The following is a 16,700-nucleotide window of genomic DNA, read 5'->3' as shown; positions in this document are numbered from 1 at the left end:
CGTTTGCCTAAAACGCCACTTGGTCGCCGCCTTTTAGGGCCAAGCGTTGGCGGGCTTCGGTTGGGGTCGCAACTTCCAACGAAAGATCTTCAACGATGCGCCTGATTTTGCTGACTTGTTCGGCGTTGGACTTGGCGAGTTTGCCTTTGCCGATGTAGAGCGAATCTTCCAGCCCCACCCGGACATTACCGCCCAAAATTGCGCCTGTCGTGGTAAAAGCCATTTGGTGGCGTCCTGCTGCCAAGATTGACCATTCGTAGTTTTCCTCACCGAACAGCTTGTTAGCCATGCGTCGCATGTGGGTCAGATTTTCAATATCGGCACCGATGCCGCCCAGAATGCCAAAGATGGTTTGAACGAAGAACGGCGGTTTGACGAGGCCCCGGTCAACGAAGTGGGCGAGGTTATAGAGATGTCCCATGTCATAGCATTCGAATTCAAACCGAACGCCGTGGCCTTCGCCGAGTTCCTGTAAGACCCATTCAATGTCCTTAAACGTGTTTCTAAAGATGAAGTCGCGGGTCATTTCCAGGTATTCCGGCTCCCATTTGTGTTTCCAGTCGAAAGGTTTGTCTAGGATGGGGTAGAGGCCGAAGTTCATGGAACCCATGTTCAACGACGTCATTTCAGGACTGGCCCGAAGCGCGCCGGCGCAGCGTTCTTCCAATGTCATGCCGTGTCCGCCGCCAGTAGTAATGTTGACCACAGCGTCCGTGGACTGCTTAATGCGCGGCAGGAATTCCATGAACCTGTCTGCAGATGCAGTCGGTTTACCATCTTCCGGGTCGCGGGCATGTAGGTGCAGGATAGAAGCTCCAGCCTCGGCCGCAGCAATGGCGCCTTCGGCTATTTCATTGGGGGTAAGGGGCAAATATTCCGACATGGATGGGGTGTGAATTGATCCTGTGACTGCACAGGTAATGATGACGCTTTTAGCCATGGTGTCCTCCGTAAGATTTTGTTTCGCTACACTGGCATAACTTAACCTGGAAATCCACGCGTAGAGGTCCTAAACAGTATTTATGCAATCAAACGGCCTTCACAACGTTGTTGCCTGCCAAGGAAGCGATAAAACCGCCCTGGAACAGCGGCCTATGCCGGAGGTTGGTGCTGGGGAATTATTGCTAAAACTTCGGGTCGTGGGCTTTTGTGGTACTGATTTATTTAAGCTGAATACCGGCAGTGCCTCTGTTGGCACCGTGTTGGGCCATGAATTGGTTGGCGAAGTTGTTGCCGTTGGTGATGGCGTTGAAGGTTTTAACGTTGGAAACCGAGTCGCTGTCCCGCACCACGTGCCATGCGGTAAATGCGTGGTGTGCAGACGTGGTAATGAAACCATGTGCGAGACATTTCGTGAGAATTTGATGGAGCCGGGGGGATTTGCCGACACGGTCTTAATCCGTCCGCGCGCTGTCGAGCTCGCCGCCCACGTCCTGCCGGATCATGTGAGCGACGAGGCCGCGGTGTTTGTGGAGCCTGCGGCGTGCGTGCTGCGCGGTGTGGAAAGGTCCGGTATCACAGCCGAAGGGACCGCCGTGGTCTTAGGTGGCGGCAGTATGGGGTTGCTGCATCTATTGGTTTTGCATGCTGCGTTGCCAGGAGTGAAGGTCATCGTCATTGATCCTGTGCCCGAACGACGAGAACTCGCGCTGGAACTGGGGGCGGCTAAAGCAGCTATGCCCGGTAATGAGGCCTTGGCAGTGGTGAAATCTTTGACCGATGACACCGGTGCCGATGCGATATTCGATACGGTTGGCGGGAATAGGACTTTGCAGGCGGGGCTCGACCTGTCGCGGCAAGGCGGGTCCATTGTGCTATTCGCCCATGCTGGAGATGGCGAGCGGGCTGATTTTGATTTGAATGATTTATTCAAGTACGAACGCCGAATTTTGGGGACCTATTCTGGTGCGGTCAAAGAACAAGTGGGCATTTTTGAATTGATCACGTCCGGTGCCTTGGATCCGACGCCTTTGGTGACCCATTCCATGCCGCTGGATGAATTTCAAAAGGGTGTCGATTTGGTGCGCCAGCATAAGGCGCTCAAAGTCCTGTTCACGCCTTCGCGGGAGTCTGCGTAATGGAAACCATGCGGGGGGCGGTGCTCTTGGGACCTGAAGAGATACAGGTTCAGGATATTCCTGTTCCCCGTCCGGGTCCTGGCGAACTATTGATGCGCGTTGAAGCCGCGACTACATGCGGCACAGATGTAAAAGTTTTTAAGCGCGGTGGGCATCCGCGCATGCTGAAGGTTCCGACCCTGTTTGGTCATGAAATGGCTGGAACTGTGGCAGCGGTAGGAGAGGGTGTTAGCAAATTTTCTGTGGGCGATAACATTGTTGCTGCCAACTCTGCTTCGTGCGGGGAGTGTGACTATTGCCAGCGGGGTCGCGAAAACCTATGCGACGATTTACTGTATATAAATGGCGCATTTGCTGAGTATTTGTTGGTTCCTAAGCGCTTTGTCGACCGTAATACCCACAACATACCGAACGGTTTGTCTTTCGAGCGTGCAGCCCTGACAGAGCCGCTGGCGTGTGTGCTGCACGGCATGGATGCGTGTGAGTTAGATCGGTATGGTGAGACAGAGGTCATTGTCTTTGGCGGGGGTCCGATTGGGTTATTGTTCGTCGGCGCGCTGGCCATGTCAGGGCATCAGGTCATCCTGGCCGATCCCAACCCGAGTCGCTTGGACGTCGGTAAGGCTTTGGGGGCTGCGAAGACTGTGAAGATCGTCAGAGGCGGAGGACAGGCCGACGCGGTTCGAGCGGTCACTGATGAAGGCAAAGGAGCGTGGGTCGCCGTTGATGCATCCGGCGTTCCCGAAGTCTGGGTGGATGCCATAAACTGCGTTCGGCCGGGCGGATTGGTCAACCTGTTTGGCGGCTGTGCACCGGGCACGTCGATTGAGTTGGATACCCACTTGGTTCACTACAGCGAACTGACGGTCAAGGGCGTTTACCACCATCGGCCTGATACCATCCGCCGGGCGCTGCAACTCCTGGCCGACCCGGCGTTTAAGGCGGACCTGTTGTTGTCTGCTGAAATGTCGGTTGAGGATACGGAAGCAGCGCTGCGTTCGATGATCGCTAAGGATAGTTTGAAGGTTGTGATCAAGGGGAACAGTAGCTAAGCATTTTTATGCTAACATGTTCGGTCGGTTGGGGGTGGATTGGGAACAGACCAGTGCAAACACTGCGACGGAAAATGAAACGAATTGGACTTGTGATTGCTACGGGTGCAGCACTCGTCGGCTGCCAAGTCGAAATTGTCGGCCATTCCACTGACATGAGCCAGCTAATGGTCGCTTCCGGCTCTATTGATCCCCTGACCTTGATTGCCAACTACCACCTTCGCCTTCCCGGCCAAAACCTAACGTGCAATGGAGAGGCACACCGGACCTTTAAATCACCGGGCTTTGGCGGCGTTGGGGATCGATTTAACGGCACTCTTCGCTGCAATGATGGACGCAAAGGTGAGATGGAACTCGTGGTCGAGGGGACGCTCGCCGGCAGCGGCCAAGGCAAAGATGAATGCGGTAACGTTTTTCACTTTGTCTATGACGCTGATGGGGAGACTATCAGTGATAAGAGAGAGGAGTTTGAGGCTAAAATTCGCGCTTCCGGGCGCACTTGGGTCGATAAGTGTAAGATTAAGAAAAAAGCGCCACCCCCTGCCATTGCGGCCAAGTCCGCGCCGAGTGGCGCGCTTGAACAGCAACTGGCGTTGCTCAAGCGGCTCAAGGACCGGGGACTGATCAACGATACCGAATACGAAGCCAAAAAACAGGTCGTGTTGAATCGCCATTTGGGTATTGAGCGCGCTGCTATTCCATCGACGCCTATGGCGGTAGCCGTTCCTACCCAGAAGGCAAAGATGGTGCGCCTTGGCGATATTGATTTTGGGACGTACCACGCCCTTGTCATTGGGTCGAATGACTACCGCTACCTGCCTAAACTTAAGACTGCCACAGGCGATGCCAAGGCTGTGGCGGCGTTGTTGACGTCCGCGTATGGCTACAAGGTAACCATGCTCGAAAATGCGACACGCTCGGAAATTCTTGATGCACTGGACACCTACCGCGAGCAGCTAACCGACAAAGATAATCTCTTGATCTATTACGCCGGTCACGGCTGGCTTGATCAGGCAGGTGAGGAAGGCTACTGGCTGCCGGTGAACGCGCGCGCCAACCGACGCACCAACTGGATTTCCAATGCGCGCATCACCAGCACGCTGCGCGCCTTGAATGCCAGACACGTCCTGGTTGTTGCGGACAGTTGCTACTCCGGAACACTCGTGAGAGGGATAAAAGTTAGTCAACCAACCCCAGATTACATCCGCCGAATGGCCGAAAAGAGAGCACGTCTGGTGATTACCTCTGGTGGGCTGGAACCCGTTGCCGATAGCACAGGGGGTGGGCATTCCCCATTTGCGACGGCATTTCTGGAGTCTCTGAAAAATAACGATAGTATTTTGGATGGTACTCAGTTGTTTAATCAACTGCGCCGCCCGGTAATGCTAAAGGCCGACCAAACGCCTGAATATGCCGATGTCCGAAAGGCCGGTCATGAAGGCGGTGATTTTCTCTTTGTTCGGCGTTGAATACTTAGCCTCTCCGCCAGTGCTCGACCCACAATGTTGACGGGTCCTGATGCCCCGTAGGCTCTAGGCCCTTGAGCCATTTGGGAAGTATATAGGGCTCTGCCCGGAAATAGAGGGGGATCACCGGCAGGTCGTCGGCGTAGATGGTTTGAAACCGATGCCAGAGCTTTTGGCGTTTGTCGCGGTCTAGCTCCACTTCAATTCTTTCCAGCAACCCATCCATTTCCGGGTTCTTGTATCCAGTGTAATTCTGGCCCGCGAAATTGTTTTCTTTGCTGGGGATGTGGTCGGAATGCAAGGTCGTTCTGGGAACACTCTCAGGCGAACTGATCCAGGCGAACATGGCCATGGCTTTGAATTTTCGTTGGGTGACTGTCTGGCCGAAGAAGACGCGTGCGGGTTGGTTCTTAATACGAACATCAATTCCAAGTTTCTTCCACTGGCTTTGCAGAACTTGCTCAACCAATTCACGCGACCGGTTACCTGCCGTAGTCATGATGTCGAGGGTTAGGGTTTCGCCCTTTTTATTGACCAGCTTGCGACCGCGCTTGGTCCAGCCGGCTTGTGTCAAAAGCTGCTTGGCCATTTTTGGATCGTGACGATAGGTCGGAATATCTTTCGCAACAATCCAGTCGAGCGGGCTGACGGACGTATGTGCGACAGGCTGGCGACCGCCAAACAACTGCCCAACGATCAGGTCTCTGTCGAGCGCATATAGAAGCGCCTTTCGGACCCGTTTATCTTTCAAGAACGGGTTGTCCAAGTTTAAATCAAGATGTTCGTAAATCAGCCCGGCCTTGTAGGAAATATTGAATTTCTTACCGTGGCGGCGTTCGAAGGCCACAGCCTGATCCACGGTTAGCCCTAATTCCCCCGCGATCATATCGATCGTGCCGGATAAAAGATTGGCCTCCAGGGCGGCGGTATTGCCGATGACGCGGACAATTATACGCTGGAAATAAGGCTTCTTGCCCCACCATTTAGGATTTCGTTCCAGAACAACATGAGAGCCTGGTTTGACCTTGCTTATAACGTAGGGGCCGAAGTAAAGGCCCGCATTGGCCGTGTCGGTATCGAACGCAGTCTGATGCTTATATTCGGCGGGCTTGGCGAAGTTATTTTTGTCGATGTGTTTCGGGACCAGAAGAAATCCATTGATGGCGCTGTAATCGAAAGTGCGCTTATCAAAGTGCAGGGTGAAGGTTTTCGCATCTTTCACATCGATCTTGTAAAGGCTGCGATAGAATTCCATGCCGGCAACACCACTCAGGCGATGGCGACCGATTTTCCAGGTAAACACCACGTCTTCAGTTGTGACAGGTACGCCATCTCCCCACACAGCTTGAGGTAAGATGGTATAGGTAACGGCGATGCCGCGTTTTCCTTTTGGCGTGAGTTCAGGCTTCGCCAGGCCGTTCTTGAGGGTCGGGAGCTTGGTGCAGAGCAGGCAGACCAATTTCCAATTTTTGTCGTATGCCGTAAACGGACGGCGGGTCATGGACAGGATATAGGTCTTGGCCATCATCGAATCTATATTGGGATGAAAGGTAGACGGGAATTGCGTGATCCCGATGGTCAGTTCGTCCTTCTTATCGGCAGCGTTGGCACCGACCACCTGAAAAAACATGACTGCCAATAATAGAGTTGCTTTTAAGTACACCGATTTGCCCGCCTGTCGCCAAAGTTCTTTGGTTATAGGCGCTCAGAGGGCACGCGAGAAGTCAAAAAATAGTGTGTTTAAGAGACCACGCGTTCTTTTGGGAATATGACGCGGGCCGTTGTCCCTATGTCTATTTCGCTTTCAAGAACAAGGGTCCCGCCGTGGGCCTCGACCAATCCGTTGGTGAGCGGCAACCCCAACCCTGTCCCTTCTGTATGTATCTCTGAATTAGAATAGACTTGGCCAAATTTTGCCATTGCAGTTTCCAGGTCAGCAGGATCCATTCCTGTACCATTATCAATGACTTCCATAATCAAAGCCCCGTCCTTGGCCATCCTGCCCTCAATTTTAACGGTTCCAGAATCACGAGAATACTTAATCGCGTTGGAGAGCAAATTTACCATAATCTGCTTCAACCGGCGTTCGTCCGCTCTAAGTTTTAAGCCTTCGTCATCAATGATGTTTTGTAATTCGATATTGTCTTGGTCGGCACGGGTCTGCACCAAAAGAATTGCCTCGTCGGTCAATGTTTTTATGCCGACGTCGGTTTCGTGAAGGTCAAGTTTGCCAGCCTCAATCACCGATACATCAAGAATGTCATTGATTAATTCGAGCAGGTGTTGGCCTGAAATATGAATGTCCTTTATGTATTCCACCTGTTTTTCATTAGCGAGTTCACCGAATACATTCCGATCCAGGGTTTCTGAAAAACCAATGATGGCGTTCAGAGGAGTGCGCAGTTCATGGCTCATATTTGCCAAAAATTCCGATTTGGCGTGACTCGCTGATTCGGCAAGTTTTGTGGCTTGAAGAAGTTCGACTTCAATTCGTTTGCGCTCTTCGATTTCGCCCCGTAATTGCTCTGTACGTTCTTCAATTCGAATTTCAAGGTTGTCGTGTGCTTGACGAAGTGCGTCTTCCGCCTCTTTCCGGGCGGTAATATCGAAGTGCCAAATCATAGTACAATTTTGATCATCGAATTTGACGGGGCGAGAGTTCATAGAATCCCACCACTGAGTTCCATCTGCTCTTAGACGCAGTGCCTCAAAATCAACTAAATCTTTATGTTTCGACATGATCTTTAGAGTCTGATGAAATACATCCGGATCAACAAATGTATCTACGATATTAGCCTCTAGTATTTGTTGGCGAGTGTTACCTGCGAACATTTGAACAAGCGCACTGTTAACAAATAGGCGGTTGCCAGAATTATATTTATCGTCATTCGACTGGGTCACGATTGCTATCCCAACCGGGCTATTTTCCAGAACCTCACGGAGCTGTCTTTCACTTTCGCGAATGGAGGCTTCGGCTTTTTTGCGTTCGGTAATGTCCGTCATGACCGATATGACGGCGGTATCTTCTTCTGAGCGTAAGTTAAATGGATATTTTTGGTTGTAGAGGATGCGGGTTGTTCCGTTCCCGAACGTTCGCGTGAGTTCTGAAAATGAAGGCTTGCCGGTCGAGAGAACGGATCTGTCACTCTCAATGATAGAACGGGCCGTGTTTTCGGGAAATAGGTCGTATAGAGACTTACCTACCATTTCAGAAGGCTCCATCTCCATCCATTCACCATAAGCTTTATTCGAAAATACAAGTTTTCCTTCACGGTTTTTTATGCTTACGGAGTTTGGGAAGTTATCGACGATCCTTTTGAAGTGTTCTTCGCTTTCGTCTCTTTTTTCGATAGCGTCTTTTAAACTGAATCTCATCTCGTTGATGGAGGCCACTAATTGATCAAGTTCGTCCTTTGAATCTGCTGCGGCTGGTGGACGGTCCAGTTTTAGGGGGGTGTCGAGTTGATCTAAGTTGATTTGGCGTAAAAAGTTTGTTGCCGTAGTGACGTGGCGAGTCACCAAGTTTGAAAAGAGGACAAAAATTAAGATTGCAACGAGTGCGATAATAACGCCTGTCGAGAAAAGAATTACAAGGGCCCGATTGAATAGTGTGTTGTAAATACGGGACAAATCCGCATGAACGGTCAATCTACCGATGTCCTGGGCTGATCCTTTGTAGGGCGCAATTAGAGTAAATTTTCGTGTAATAGATTGGCGATCTAATTTTGTCCCGGTGCTGCTGATGATCTCGTTCTCATGATAAATTTCCGCGAAAGCCATGTTGGGCAAGCGGGTAATTCCATTCAGAAGGAGAGCAATTTGTGTTTCGTCAACAACCCAAACTGCTTGGGATATGCTATTTAAATAGCCTGTTTTAATTTGTGAGAAGCTTTTGTCTATAAGTTTAATTTCGCCTTTGTATTCGATATAAATCTGAAATGCTGTTGCCAGAATCGTAATAATAGAACTAAATAATATAATAAATAATATTAGCTTCTTGGCTATAGTGTTATTTTTACTATTGTAAGGCGTCATTTTCATCTGCGAGTCTATGAAATATCATATTTAAATTTTAGTTATTTAACGGAGACGCAATCAAATAAATTTTAACTTAACTTGAGATTATAGTATAGCGCCCTCGCTCATCGAAGAAAGGGGCTATAATTTTAGCACCTTATCGACGCGAGTCGTTCATTCATTTTTGACATAATTTAGCGTTTTAAAACCCATAAAAAGGGCCGGTCCTTGGTGAAAAGGACCGGCCAAGTGGGAGTCTAGGTATTGGGTCAGAAAAGGAATGTGCCTTCCTGTGGGTGTCGGTGGGATGGGATTGGAAGGGCACCTTCCGAGTTGTTTTCCTGACCCATGTCCATTAGGGCGCTCGACAATGGCGCAAGCGTGTCGCAAATAAGGTCTTTTTGTGGCTGGGATATAGGGGCCGCTAGGTGTTGTCTTGAATTTCCATTTCGCCTTGGCTGACCATGACAGAACTACCACTGACCCGAATGCCTGTAATTACGCCTTTCGAAATATCGGCTTCTATTTCAAGCCGACTGGGGCGCCCCATTTCAACTCCTTGATCCACCGACCAGCAGGCGGTTCCGTTTTTTAAAGTCCCGGATGGAACAAGAAAACCAGCAAGTGCCGTGGCTGCGCCGCCAGTAGCAGGGTCTTCTACAATTCCCATGGATGGGGCGAACATCCGGGCACGATATGTCGAATACGGACCACCATCGCCAAATGAACCGGATGGGGTCAGGAGGTAGGGATGAGGCGCCCAATAATCTGAGAGAAGACGTTCCCAAGCCTCGGGCCGAATTTGAGCCCTGGCCAACGCATCAAGGTCCCTGAGCATTATGAAAAGAAAACCCACGCCACAGGATACAGCATTAGGGGCGGGATCGCTTAGAATATCATCTTCATTGAGTGATAGAACCTCCGCAAGGTCCGTGTTGGAGGGCGGGGGTGCGCCGTACTCAGGCATTTGAGCCGCAGATAATTGTGCCTGGGTGGGGTGACCATTGGCCCCATAGATTGTCACCGGAACAGGGCCGACACCTTCTTCAAAGACAATACGAGTTTCAGGACCTTCGAGTGGAATCTCGCCGATGGCAGCCAATAGATGAGCCGTACCGACGGTTGGATGGCCTGCAAAGGGTAGTTCTGTACCCGGCGTAAAGATGCGCAACTTTCGGGTATGGTCAGGTTGATCCGGTGGCAACACGAACACGGTTTCCGAAATATTGAATTCACGCGCAACCGTCTGCATTTGCGCCGTATCCAGCCCGCGACCATCGGGAAATACGGCCAGCGGATTGCCACCAAAAATACGATCTGTGAAGACGTCTAGAGTATAGTATGCATAACGCGCCATAATAGAATCCGTCTCAGGTGTTATTTGCCACGTGAGGGTGGTTTACGCCTCTCGCATTTTAATAACAACTTTTATGGCGCCATCAATCTTTTCGCGCGCGTATTTGATGGCTGTGGGCACTTCGTCTAACCCGAAGGTGTGGGTGTGGATTGGCTTGGCGTTAATTCGTCCTTGCGCCATGAGAGAGCCAGCCCGTTTGACGGCGCTTTTGCCTTCGCCGCGAATGCCGAACATATAGATGTTATCCATGACCAGTTTGGCTGGATCGAACGTGACAGGTTGGGCGGCGAATGCTGCGAGACAGATGCGTCCGCCACGACTGACCATATCGGCGGCTTCATTCAGGGCATTGGGCGCACCGGAACATTCCATGACGTAGTCACAGCCAGGACCTCCGGAAATCTTACGGACCTCTTCAACGACATTCACGTCGCGGGCATTCAGGGTGATGTCCGCGCCAAGTTCACGACCGATCTCCAGGCGGTTATTCTCAATGTCCGTCAAAATGACCGGAGCGGCGCCGAGCGTCTTAGCGACGGCAATTGCCAGCAAGCCGATGGGGCCACCTCCCGTGACGACTACGCTTTCCCCAGCAATAAGCCCGCCCAAGACATCAAGCCCGTAGGTGGCGGTTCCTGCCGTGACAATAAGCGTCGCTTCTTCGTCACTTATGCCTTCCGGCACGCGTATAAGAGTGTTGATATTATTAACCGCGTATTCGGTAAAACCACCATCTGTCGTGTAGCCATTTGCCCTGTGTCCCTTATCCTGGTCGCCGTAGTTTTTGCCGTAGTTGTGGCAGGACGTGTACATGCCTTGGCGGCAGCGTTTGCAGCGCCCACACCCCGCATGTATTTCAACAGCGACCCGTTCACCAACCTCAATTTCGTCAACGCTAGTCCCCAGTTTCACCACGGTCCCCATGTATTCGTGGCCCGGGATGAATTGCTTGTTGAACGGCAGCCCGCCTTCAATCATGGCAGGTGGGCCGTGGGAAATGACTTCCAGGTCCGTGGCACAGACAGCAATCGCGTCAATGCGAACGAGGACTTCGGCCGGACCTGGTTGCGGAACCGGTTTTTCGATGAGTAAAAGCTCGTCCGGGTCTCCTAGGACCCAAGCTTTCATTGTTTTGGGAATATTTAGCGCCGTCATACATAGACCTTGGTTAGAATGCGTTGGGGCCGAACATCCATGTAGGTGATGCCGCTGGCGTTGACCCCAAGGTTGACCATGAGTTTGGCGAGTTCGATGGCGGCTGTGTATCCCTCAAGCACAGGTACATCCCATCCGCGGGCTCTTAGGCCGTCCCGAATGTAAGGCTGGAGCCAGAAGGTCATTGAGCAGCCAAGAGTTATGACTTCGGCACCGTCTTCGATAATCGCGGCCTCTGCCTGGTCGATGGCGCGTTCGACGGCGACGGAAGGCTCGCCGCGTTCTGCGGCAAAGGTTTGTTCGGTCAAGGTGTCCGGGTCTGTATCTCCCGGTCTTGGCAGGCTGTAGCCAATGTTTCGGATCGACCGGCAGCGATCTTGTAACTGGTGGGCGCGGATGAGATCGCGGTAATAAACGTTGTGCACACCTTCGATATCGATAATCGAGAAACCATCCCCCAGAAGGGTTGCTAGGTACATCTGAGAGAATGCGTTGGCAGTGACAACGACGCCAAATTTACGGCCAATTTCACGAGATTCGATAAACCCAGGTTCACCACCACCCAACAGAATGATCCCGTTGTATTTTCCAGACTCACACGCTTCACGAACGCCTTTCATACGCGCCGTGGCGGCGTAGGCGAATTCTTCGCGGGATTCGACCGACCAGTTGCCATAGGGCGGTTCTGCCCCCGGATGAAGTTCCCAGTTCACATCATCAAGATGGGAGAGGACAAAGTCGTTATTGAGAAGCCGTTGTTCCTTAGGTGTTTCCGTCGGTAATGAATAGCCAGGAACAGTAAACTGGTCTTGATCGGGCAGCTTGAAGGGTGGGATGAGCAAAAAGTTGTACTTAGAGGATGCGGTCATAATCTTCGCCTTAATTAATTGGGCGAGCGAAAACTTACCGGACGCGCCGACACGGTCCGCTCGTCGGACTGAACAAAGGCAGACCGTAGAACAGATTAAATTTCTGAAACATGATCGGGGTCAATTTGGGCAGCTAAAAAATTTGTCACTGTAGAAGGATCAAACTTGGCACGCGTCTATTACCCCGTAACCTCCCTCTCGTTTCAGGATTTTTGATGCTTACTTTTACATCTGCGGATCGCGGACAGGACACGAACACTGTGTTAATTCGCTTCGCTCCCGTTGTCATGGTCCTGCTCTGGAGCACGGGCTTTATTGGGACCAAGCTAAGCCTCTATTACGGTGAACCCTTCACGCTCCTACTTTGGCGATGCGCGATAACGGCGGCCTTTATGGCGGTGGTAAGCTTGCTGATGAAGGCACCATGGCCCAAGAATATAAAGTCCATTGCGATGGCCTCCCTCGTGGGTATTTGTATCCACGGTTTCTTTCTAAGTGGGAGTTATCTTGCGGTTAGTCAGGGTGTCACAACTGGAATTGTCGCTCTTATTGTCGGGGTGCAACCGTTGCTGACTGCGGTTGCTGCAGGGCTGTTTCTGGGCGAACAAATTACCAAGCGACAATGGTCTGGATTGTATCTAGGATTTATCGGCGTGGTTATGGTGATTTCGAATAAGTTCTCAATTGGGACCCCAGAATTTAACGGCACCGGTTTCGCCGTCATGTCATTGTTCGGCATGACCATCGGAACACTGCTTCAGAAACGTTACGGCTCTGAAATTGATATGCGAACGAATATGGTCATACAGTTTACCGCTGCATCGCTGGCATTTGCTGTATTCGCTGTTCTTTTCGAAACCATGGAAGTCCAGTGGTCGGGTGAATTAATTTTAGTACAGGCTTGGCTTGTTTTTGCTCTATCAATTGGGGCTGTCGCCATTACTTATGTGCTTATTAAACTAAATTCAGCGTTTGAGGTCGGCAGCTTATTTTACTTAATTCCCCCCGTCGTTGCCGTTCTAGGGTTCCTATTTTTTGGCGAGTCGTTAGACATTTATGGCATCATGGGGATGGGAGTCGCTGTGTCAGGTGTCGCTTTGGTGACAAGAAGCTAATCCGCTCCCTTGCCGCCATGATCTGCGGACCATCCAATCGGATCTGCCAAAAATTCTTTTACGCCTTGGATGGCTTCCGGGCTGAAGGATTGCTGTTCTTCCGCAACCTTCAAAACATCATGCCATGTTGCCAGATAGCGAAGTGTGATACCGGCTTCTTCAAGGCTATCCAGCGCCCCGGCAAAGACGCCGTAATAAAATACAACGAATGAGTCGCTGACGGTAGCACCAGCCTCCCGCAGGGCGTTGACGAAGTTGAGCTTGCTACCGCCGTCGGTTGCAAGGTCTTCGACCAGCAGCACGTGCTTGCCGTCATCCAAGTTCCCTTCGATGCGAGCTCTCCGGCCAAATCCTTTTGGTTCTTTTCGGACGTAGAGCATGGGCTTGGATGTCGCTTCTGAAAGCCAGGCAGCATAAGGAATTCCCGCAGTTTCACCGCCCGCCATCATATCGGTTGCATCCAAGACACCTTCGCTTTGTAAGAGATCAACGCCCAACTGGATAATCTTCCGTCGTTCCTCAGTAAACGAGATCACCCAGCGGCAATCAATATAGACCGGACTCGCCCAACCTGCGGTCAGAATATAAGGCTCTTCAGGCCTGAAATTAACGGCTTTGATATCAAGCAGGGCCTTGGCTGTCGCAAGACCGGCTTCGGTGGTTTGGCTGTCTGTTGGCATGGCTCTTCTATCCGTTTTAATTAGGTTTTTTGTTTTGACGCAGCCAGCGCTGTGCCAGTGCTTCTGCGCGATTAATGTCTTGGGGTTCTAACTGGCCAATTACGGCGGCAGTACCGTCCTTGCCCCCGCCAGTTAACGCGATCTTGTACCAGGTGAGGGCCTGGATGAGGTCTTTTTCTACTCCGTCGCCCCGTTCGTAGGCGACGCCGAGATTAAACTGCGCATCCACATGTCCTTGATGGGCGGCTTTCCAGTACCAGCCGGCAGCAGCTGTTGTATTCTTTTTAACGCCCCGGCCAAAGTCGTAGAGAACGGCCAGTTCATATTGGGCGAGAGAATCTTCTTGTTTGGCGGCAGCATAGAACCACTTGGCGGCTTCTTTGTAATCTTGTTTGATAATCTTGCCTTCGCGGTAGACGACGCCCAGGTGATATTGAGTCACCGCATCTCCCTTTGCGGCACCTTTCAGGTACCATTCCGTCGCTTTCTTGCCGTCTTTGGAAACACCTAGACCTCTCTCATACATCAGCCCAAGCGCGTTCCATGCCTCCAACATTCCATTTTTGGCCGCCGCCTCGTACCATGAGAAAGAAGTTTTGAAGTTCCGTTTTACGCCTTTGCCGTTGTAATACATCCACCCTAAGTAAAGCTGCGCCTGTGGGTTTCCCTTGTTGCCCTCGGTTATAAAATGTCCGTGTGCGTTAAAAAGATCGCCTTGTCTTAAAGCAGCCTTCCCCTCGGCCATGCTGGCAAGCGCAGGGGACAGCGAGGGCGGCAATGGCAGCGCTGTAAAACAGGTGATCAGGCTAAGGCAGGTTAAAAAAAGTCGTATCATGGCGTCCGTTTAGAATTGGTTCAGAGCGAGCCAACTTTCTATATCATAGAAATGTTTATCTTAAAAAGGTGGGGATTATATGTGAAGGCAAACGATACAATGCTACTAAGTGGAAACGAATAGAGATGCGGGCAAATTAACGGTTACAGTCGTTCCTTCCCCCTTCACGCTTTCCACGATCATAGATCCGCCGTGCGCTTCGGCCAGGCTTTGGCACAGCGGCAATCCCAATCCTGTGCCGCCGCCATCTTCATGCGCGGAATAGCTGCTTTCCACCCGCCCGAAGGGTGTTAAAGCGATTTTCAACTCTTCGTCTGTCATGCCTATGCCATTATCACGAAACCCCAATGCAATATTGTCACCGATATTTTTTGCGGTGATCGTAACGTGCGAGCCCGGGTTGCTATACTTAACCGCATTTGTGAGCAGGTTGATAACCACTTGGCGCATGCGACGCTCATCGACGTTGATGACGGGAAAATCTATCGGTACTTCGCTGGTGATCGAAATATCCTTTTTGGTCGCCACCGGGACGACGATTTCTTTGCCAAAGGACACCAATTGCATCAAGTGGACCGGCGCTTGGTGGAGCGTCATTTTTCCTGATTCAATGGCTGACATGTCGAGGATGTCATTGATCAATTCCAGCAGATGATGGCCAGAGCTATTGATGTCGTTGACGTAGCTTTGAGCCAACTCGGGGAGTTCAACGTTCAAGGCGCCGGAACTCAGTGCTTCAGAAAACCCGATAATGGCGTTCAGCGGCGTCCGCAGTTCGTGCGACATGTTGGCTAGGAATTCTGACTTGGACATGTTTGCAGCTTGGGCGGCTTTGTGGGCCGTGCTAATGCGCTCAATCGCGCTATTTACGTTGCCAGCCATATTTGTAAAGTTTGTCGCCAGTCGTCCAATTTCGTCATTGCTGTCTACCTTAATATCGATTTGGTAGTCACCTTCCCTCATCGCCTGCACCGACATGTCCAATTTGGCGATGGGGACGAGAACAACTCGGTTCAGCAAGCCGCCAATTAACACGACGGTAATGATAATTGAGACAAGAACCAAAAGCGCCAGTGGCAGGAAATGAGACGACAAGATAATCTGCTCAAGGTCCATCACCGTGACATTATACCAACCAATTTCCTTCACATAGGCGAGCCCTACCAATTGTGTCTGACCTTCAATATTCATGAATAGGGTCGAAACAGCGCCAGGCGACTTTGCCAGGGCCACCATCTGATCTTTTAAATTTTGACGCTCGATTTCTGAGCCGATCAAACTGAAGATGGTTTTTTTTGCATCGGCTTTTTTAGTTACCGTATGGAAATCAATGGCATCTATATTCGGATGTGCCTGGATCGCCCCATCCTGGTCAATGAACATGTTGGCCACGCCCGGCTCGTTAGCCTTTACCACACTGTTGATAAAACTAGAAAGATCGAGTCCGGTGCCAATGATCCCGGCGACGCCGGTTTCATCCTTGAGGAGACAGTTGATCCAAAGTTTCGTGACTTTTAGCTCAGGGTCGAAATCCACGTTCAAGGTGCAGTTGCCCCCTTTGGCTTTGGTGGAATAGTACCAGCCGTCTTTTGGATTATCGGGCTTCAGGGTATAGCGGAGTTGTTTGCCAGCATATTTGTTGGCGCGGTCGTTGAAATAGTAATTGCCGGATTTGTCGATAACGAAGAAGTAACTGCCGTCTCGAAATGCTTTACGGTAGCTCTCTAGAACCGCTAAGCCCTGTTGTTTGAGCTTTGAGTCTGCCTCATCACGAGCCCAAACGAGCATTGCCGGTGATTGAGATAAGCGCTCTGCGAGAGTGATTTCTTTTACAATTGGGACAAGTGATCGAGCCCGATCATTGAGAACCTGCTTTTCTGCAGCGCTTCGGCCTAAGGCATTAACGACATCGCGTATCACAATATCAAAGGCGACAAAGAATACGGCCCCCAGTGCCACCAACAGGGGCACGAGAAGAAGTAAGAACCTTCCCTTCAGGCTATTTAGAGGCTTTGTGCTCATTTTTAATTAGCGTCGCGCAAAATATGAATAGACGTTAATTTAATTGTCGCGAAT

General features: G+C 51.0%; 13 protein-coding genes. 4 read left to right on the top strand and 9 right to left on the bottom strand.

The window, feature by feature from the left end; translation table 11 throughout:
* Nucleotides 1-7: 7 nt before the first annotated feature.
* Nucleotides 8-940: a 3-keto-5-aminohexanoate cleavage protein gene (locus tag HOM51_16280; protein ID MBT5036072.1), complete on the bottom strand. Its 933-nt coding sequence runs from the start codon at nt 938-940 to the stop codon at nt 8-10.
* Nucleotides 941-1,022: 82 nt separating this feature from the next.
* Between HOM51_16280 and HOM51_16275 the strand changes: the two genes are divergently transcribed.
* The 3 genes from HOM51_16275 (at nt 1,023) to HOM51_16265 (ending at nt 4,599) form a co-directional block, all read left to right on the top strand.
* Nucleotides 1,023-2,078, top strand: a complete 1,056-nt coding sequence (locus tag HOM51_16275) for an alcohol dehydrogenase catalytic domain-containing protein (protein ID MBT5036071.1) — start codon at nt 1,023-1,025, stop codon at nt 2,076-2,078.
* Complete coding sequence (locus HOM51_16270; GenBank protein MBT5036070.1) at nt 2,078-3,130, top strand: alcohol dehydrogenase catalytic domain-containing protein; 1,053 nt, start codon at nt 2,078-2,080, stop codon at nt 3,128-3,130. Before HOM51_16275 ends, HOM51_16270 begins: the two co-directional genes overlap by 1 nt.
* 74 nt (nt 3,131-3,204) lie before the next feature.
* Nucleotides 3,205-4,599 carry a hypothetical protein gene (locus tag HOM51_16265; protein MBT5036069.1) on the top strand — a complete coding sequence of 465 codons (1,395 nt, stop codon included), beginning with the start codon at nt 3,205-3,207 and terminating at the stop codon, nt 4,597-4,599.
* A gap of 4 nt (nt 4,600-4,603) precedes the next feature.
* Here the strand turns inward: HOM51_16265 and HOM51_16260 are convergent, their stop codons facing one another.
* The 5 genes from HOM51_16260 to HOM51_16240 form a co-directional block, all read right to left on the bottom strand.
* Entirely contained in the window at nt 4,604-6,226 is a 1,623-nt protein-coding gene (locus HOM51_16260; GenBank protein MBT5036068.1) for a peptide ABC transporter substrate-binding protein, read from the bottom strand.
* Between the two features lie 110 nt (nt 6,227-6,336).
* Nucleotides 6,337-8,637, bottom strand: coding sequence for a PAS domain S-box protein (locus tag HOM51_16255; protein ID MBT5036067.1), 2,301 nt, complete (start codon nt 8,635-8,637; stop codon nt 6,337-6,339).
* Nucleotides 8,638-9,037: 400 nt separating this feature from the next.
* Nucleotides 9,038-9,970, bottom strand: coding sequence for a PhzF family phenazine biosynthesis protein (locus HOM51_16250; GenBank protein MBT5036066.1), 933 nt, complete (start codon nt 9,968-9,970; stop codon nt 9,038-9,040).
* Between the two features lie 42 nt (nt 9,971-10,012).
* Nucleotides 10,013-11,125 (bottom strand): alcohol dehydrogenase catalytic domain-containing protein, encoded by a 1,113-nt coding sequence (locus HOM51_16245; protein MBT5036065.1) that lies wholly within the window; start codon nt 11,123-11,125, stop codon nt 10,013-10,015.
* The gene (locus HOM51_16240; GenBank protein ID MBT5036064.1) at nt 11,122-11,994 is read right to left on the bottom strand and encodes a hypothetical protein; all 873 of its coding nucleotides are present in this window, start codon (nt 11,992-11,994) and stop codon (nt 11,122-11,124) included. Before HOM51_16240 ends, HOM51_16245 begins: the two co-directional genes overlap by 4 nt.
* A gap of 215 nt (nt 11,995-12,209) precedes the next feature.
* Here HOM51_16240 and HOM51_16235 point away from each other — a divergent pair, with 215 nt between their 5' ends.
* Entirely contained in the window at nt 12,210-13,109 is a 900-nt protein-coding gene (locus HOM51_16235) for a DMT family transporter (GenBank protein ID MBT5036063.1), read from the top strand.
* Here HOM51_16235 and HOM51_16230 read toward each other — a convergent pair.
* From HOM51_16230 to HOM51_16220, 3 genes are all read right to left on the bottom strand, one after another.
* The gene (locus HOM51_16230; protein MBT5036062.1) at nt 13,106-13,789 is read right to left on the bottom strand and encodes an orotate phosphoribosyltransferase; all 684 of its coding nucleotides are present in this window, start codon (nt 13,787-13,789) and stop codon (nt 13,106-13,108) included. The two genes, HOM51_16235 and HOM51_16230, sit on opposite strands and share 4 nt — an antisense overlap.
* A gap of 16 nt (nt 13,790-13,805) precedes the next feature.
* Nucleotides 13,806-14,624: a sel1 repeat family protein gene (locus HOM51_16225; GenBank protein ID MBT5036061.1), complete on the bottom strand. Its 819-nt coding sequence runs from the start codon at nt 14,622-14,624 to the stop codon at nt 13,806-13,808.
* Between the two features lie 105 nt (nt 14,625-14,729).
* Nucleotides 14,730-16,646, bottom strand: a complete 1,917-nt coding sequence (locus HOM51_16220; GenBank protein ID MBT5036060.1) for a sensor histidine kinase — start codon at nt 16,644-16,646, stop codon at nt 14,730-14,732.
* Nucleotides 16,647-16,700 lie beyond the last annotated feature (54 nt).

The organism is Rhodospirillaceae bacterium (genome assembly GCA_018660465.1).
Lineage (GTDB): Bacteria > Pseudomonadota > Alphaproteobacteria > Rhodospirillales > JABJKH01 > JABJKH01.
This window is presented reverse-complemented; position numbering and strand designations above follow the sequence as displayed.

What these genes read in the sequence shown, in the direction of transcription:
- HOM51_16235 (MBT5036063.1), top strand. Translation starts at nt 12,210, where the DNA reads ATGCTTACTTTTACATCTGCGGATCGCGGACAGGACACGAACACTGTG.
- HOM51_16255 (MBT5036067.1), bottom strand. Translation starts at nt 8,637, where the DNA reads ATGAAAATGACGCCTTACAATAGTAAAAATAACACTATAGCCAAGAAG.
- HOM51_16225 (MBT5036061.1), bottom strand. Translation starts at nt 14,624, where the DNA reads ATGATACGACTTTTTTTAACCTGCCTTAGCCTGATCACCTGTTTTACA.
- HOM51_16240 (MBT5036064.1), bottom strand. Translation starts at nt 11,994, where the DNA reads ATGACCGCATCCTCTAAGTACAACTTTTTGCTCATCCCACCCTTCAAG.
- HOM51_16280 (MBT5036072.1), bottom strand. Translation starts at nt 940, where the DNA reads ATGGCTAAAAGCGTCATCATTACCTGTGCAGTCACAGGATCAATTCAC.
- HOM51_16245 (MBT5036065.1), bottom strand. Translation starts at nt 11,125, where the DNA reads ATGACGGCGCTAAATATTCCCAAAACAATGAAAGCTTGGGTCCTAGGA.
- HOM51_16265 (MBT5036069.1), top strand. Translation starts at nt 3,205, where the DNA reads ATGAAACGAATTGGACTTGTGATTGCTACGGGTGCAGCACTCGTCGGC.
- HOM51_16220 (MBT5036060.1), bottom strand. Translation starts at nt 16,646, where the DNA reads ATGAGCACAAAGCCTCTAAATAGCCTGAAGGGAAGGTTCTTACTTCTT.
- HOM51_16270 (MBT5036070.1), top strand. Translation starts at nt 2,078, where the DNA reads ATGGAAACCATGCGGGGGGCGGTGCTCTTGGGACCTGAAGAGATACAG.
- HOM51_16275 (MBT5036071.1), top strand. Translation starts at nt 1,023, where the DNA reads ATGCAATCAAACGGCCTTCACAACGTTGTTGCCTGCCAAGGAAGCGAT.
- HOM51_16230 (MBT5036062.1), bottom strand. Translation starts at nt 13,789, where the DNA reads ATGCCAACAGACAGCCAAACCACCGAAGCCGGTCTTGCGACAGCCAAG.
- HOM51_16250 (MBT5036066.1), bottom strand. Translation starts at nt 9,970, where the DNA reads ATGGCGCGTTATGCATACTATACTCTAGACGTCTTCACAGATCGTATT.
- HOM51_16260 (MBT5036068.1), bottom strand. Translation starts at nt 6,226, where the DNA reads ATGTTTTTTCAGGTGGTCGGTGCCAACGCTGCCGATAAGAAGGACGAA.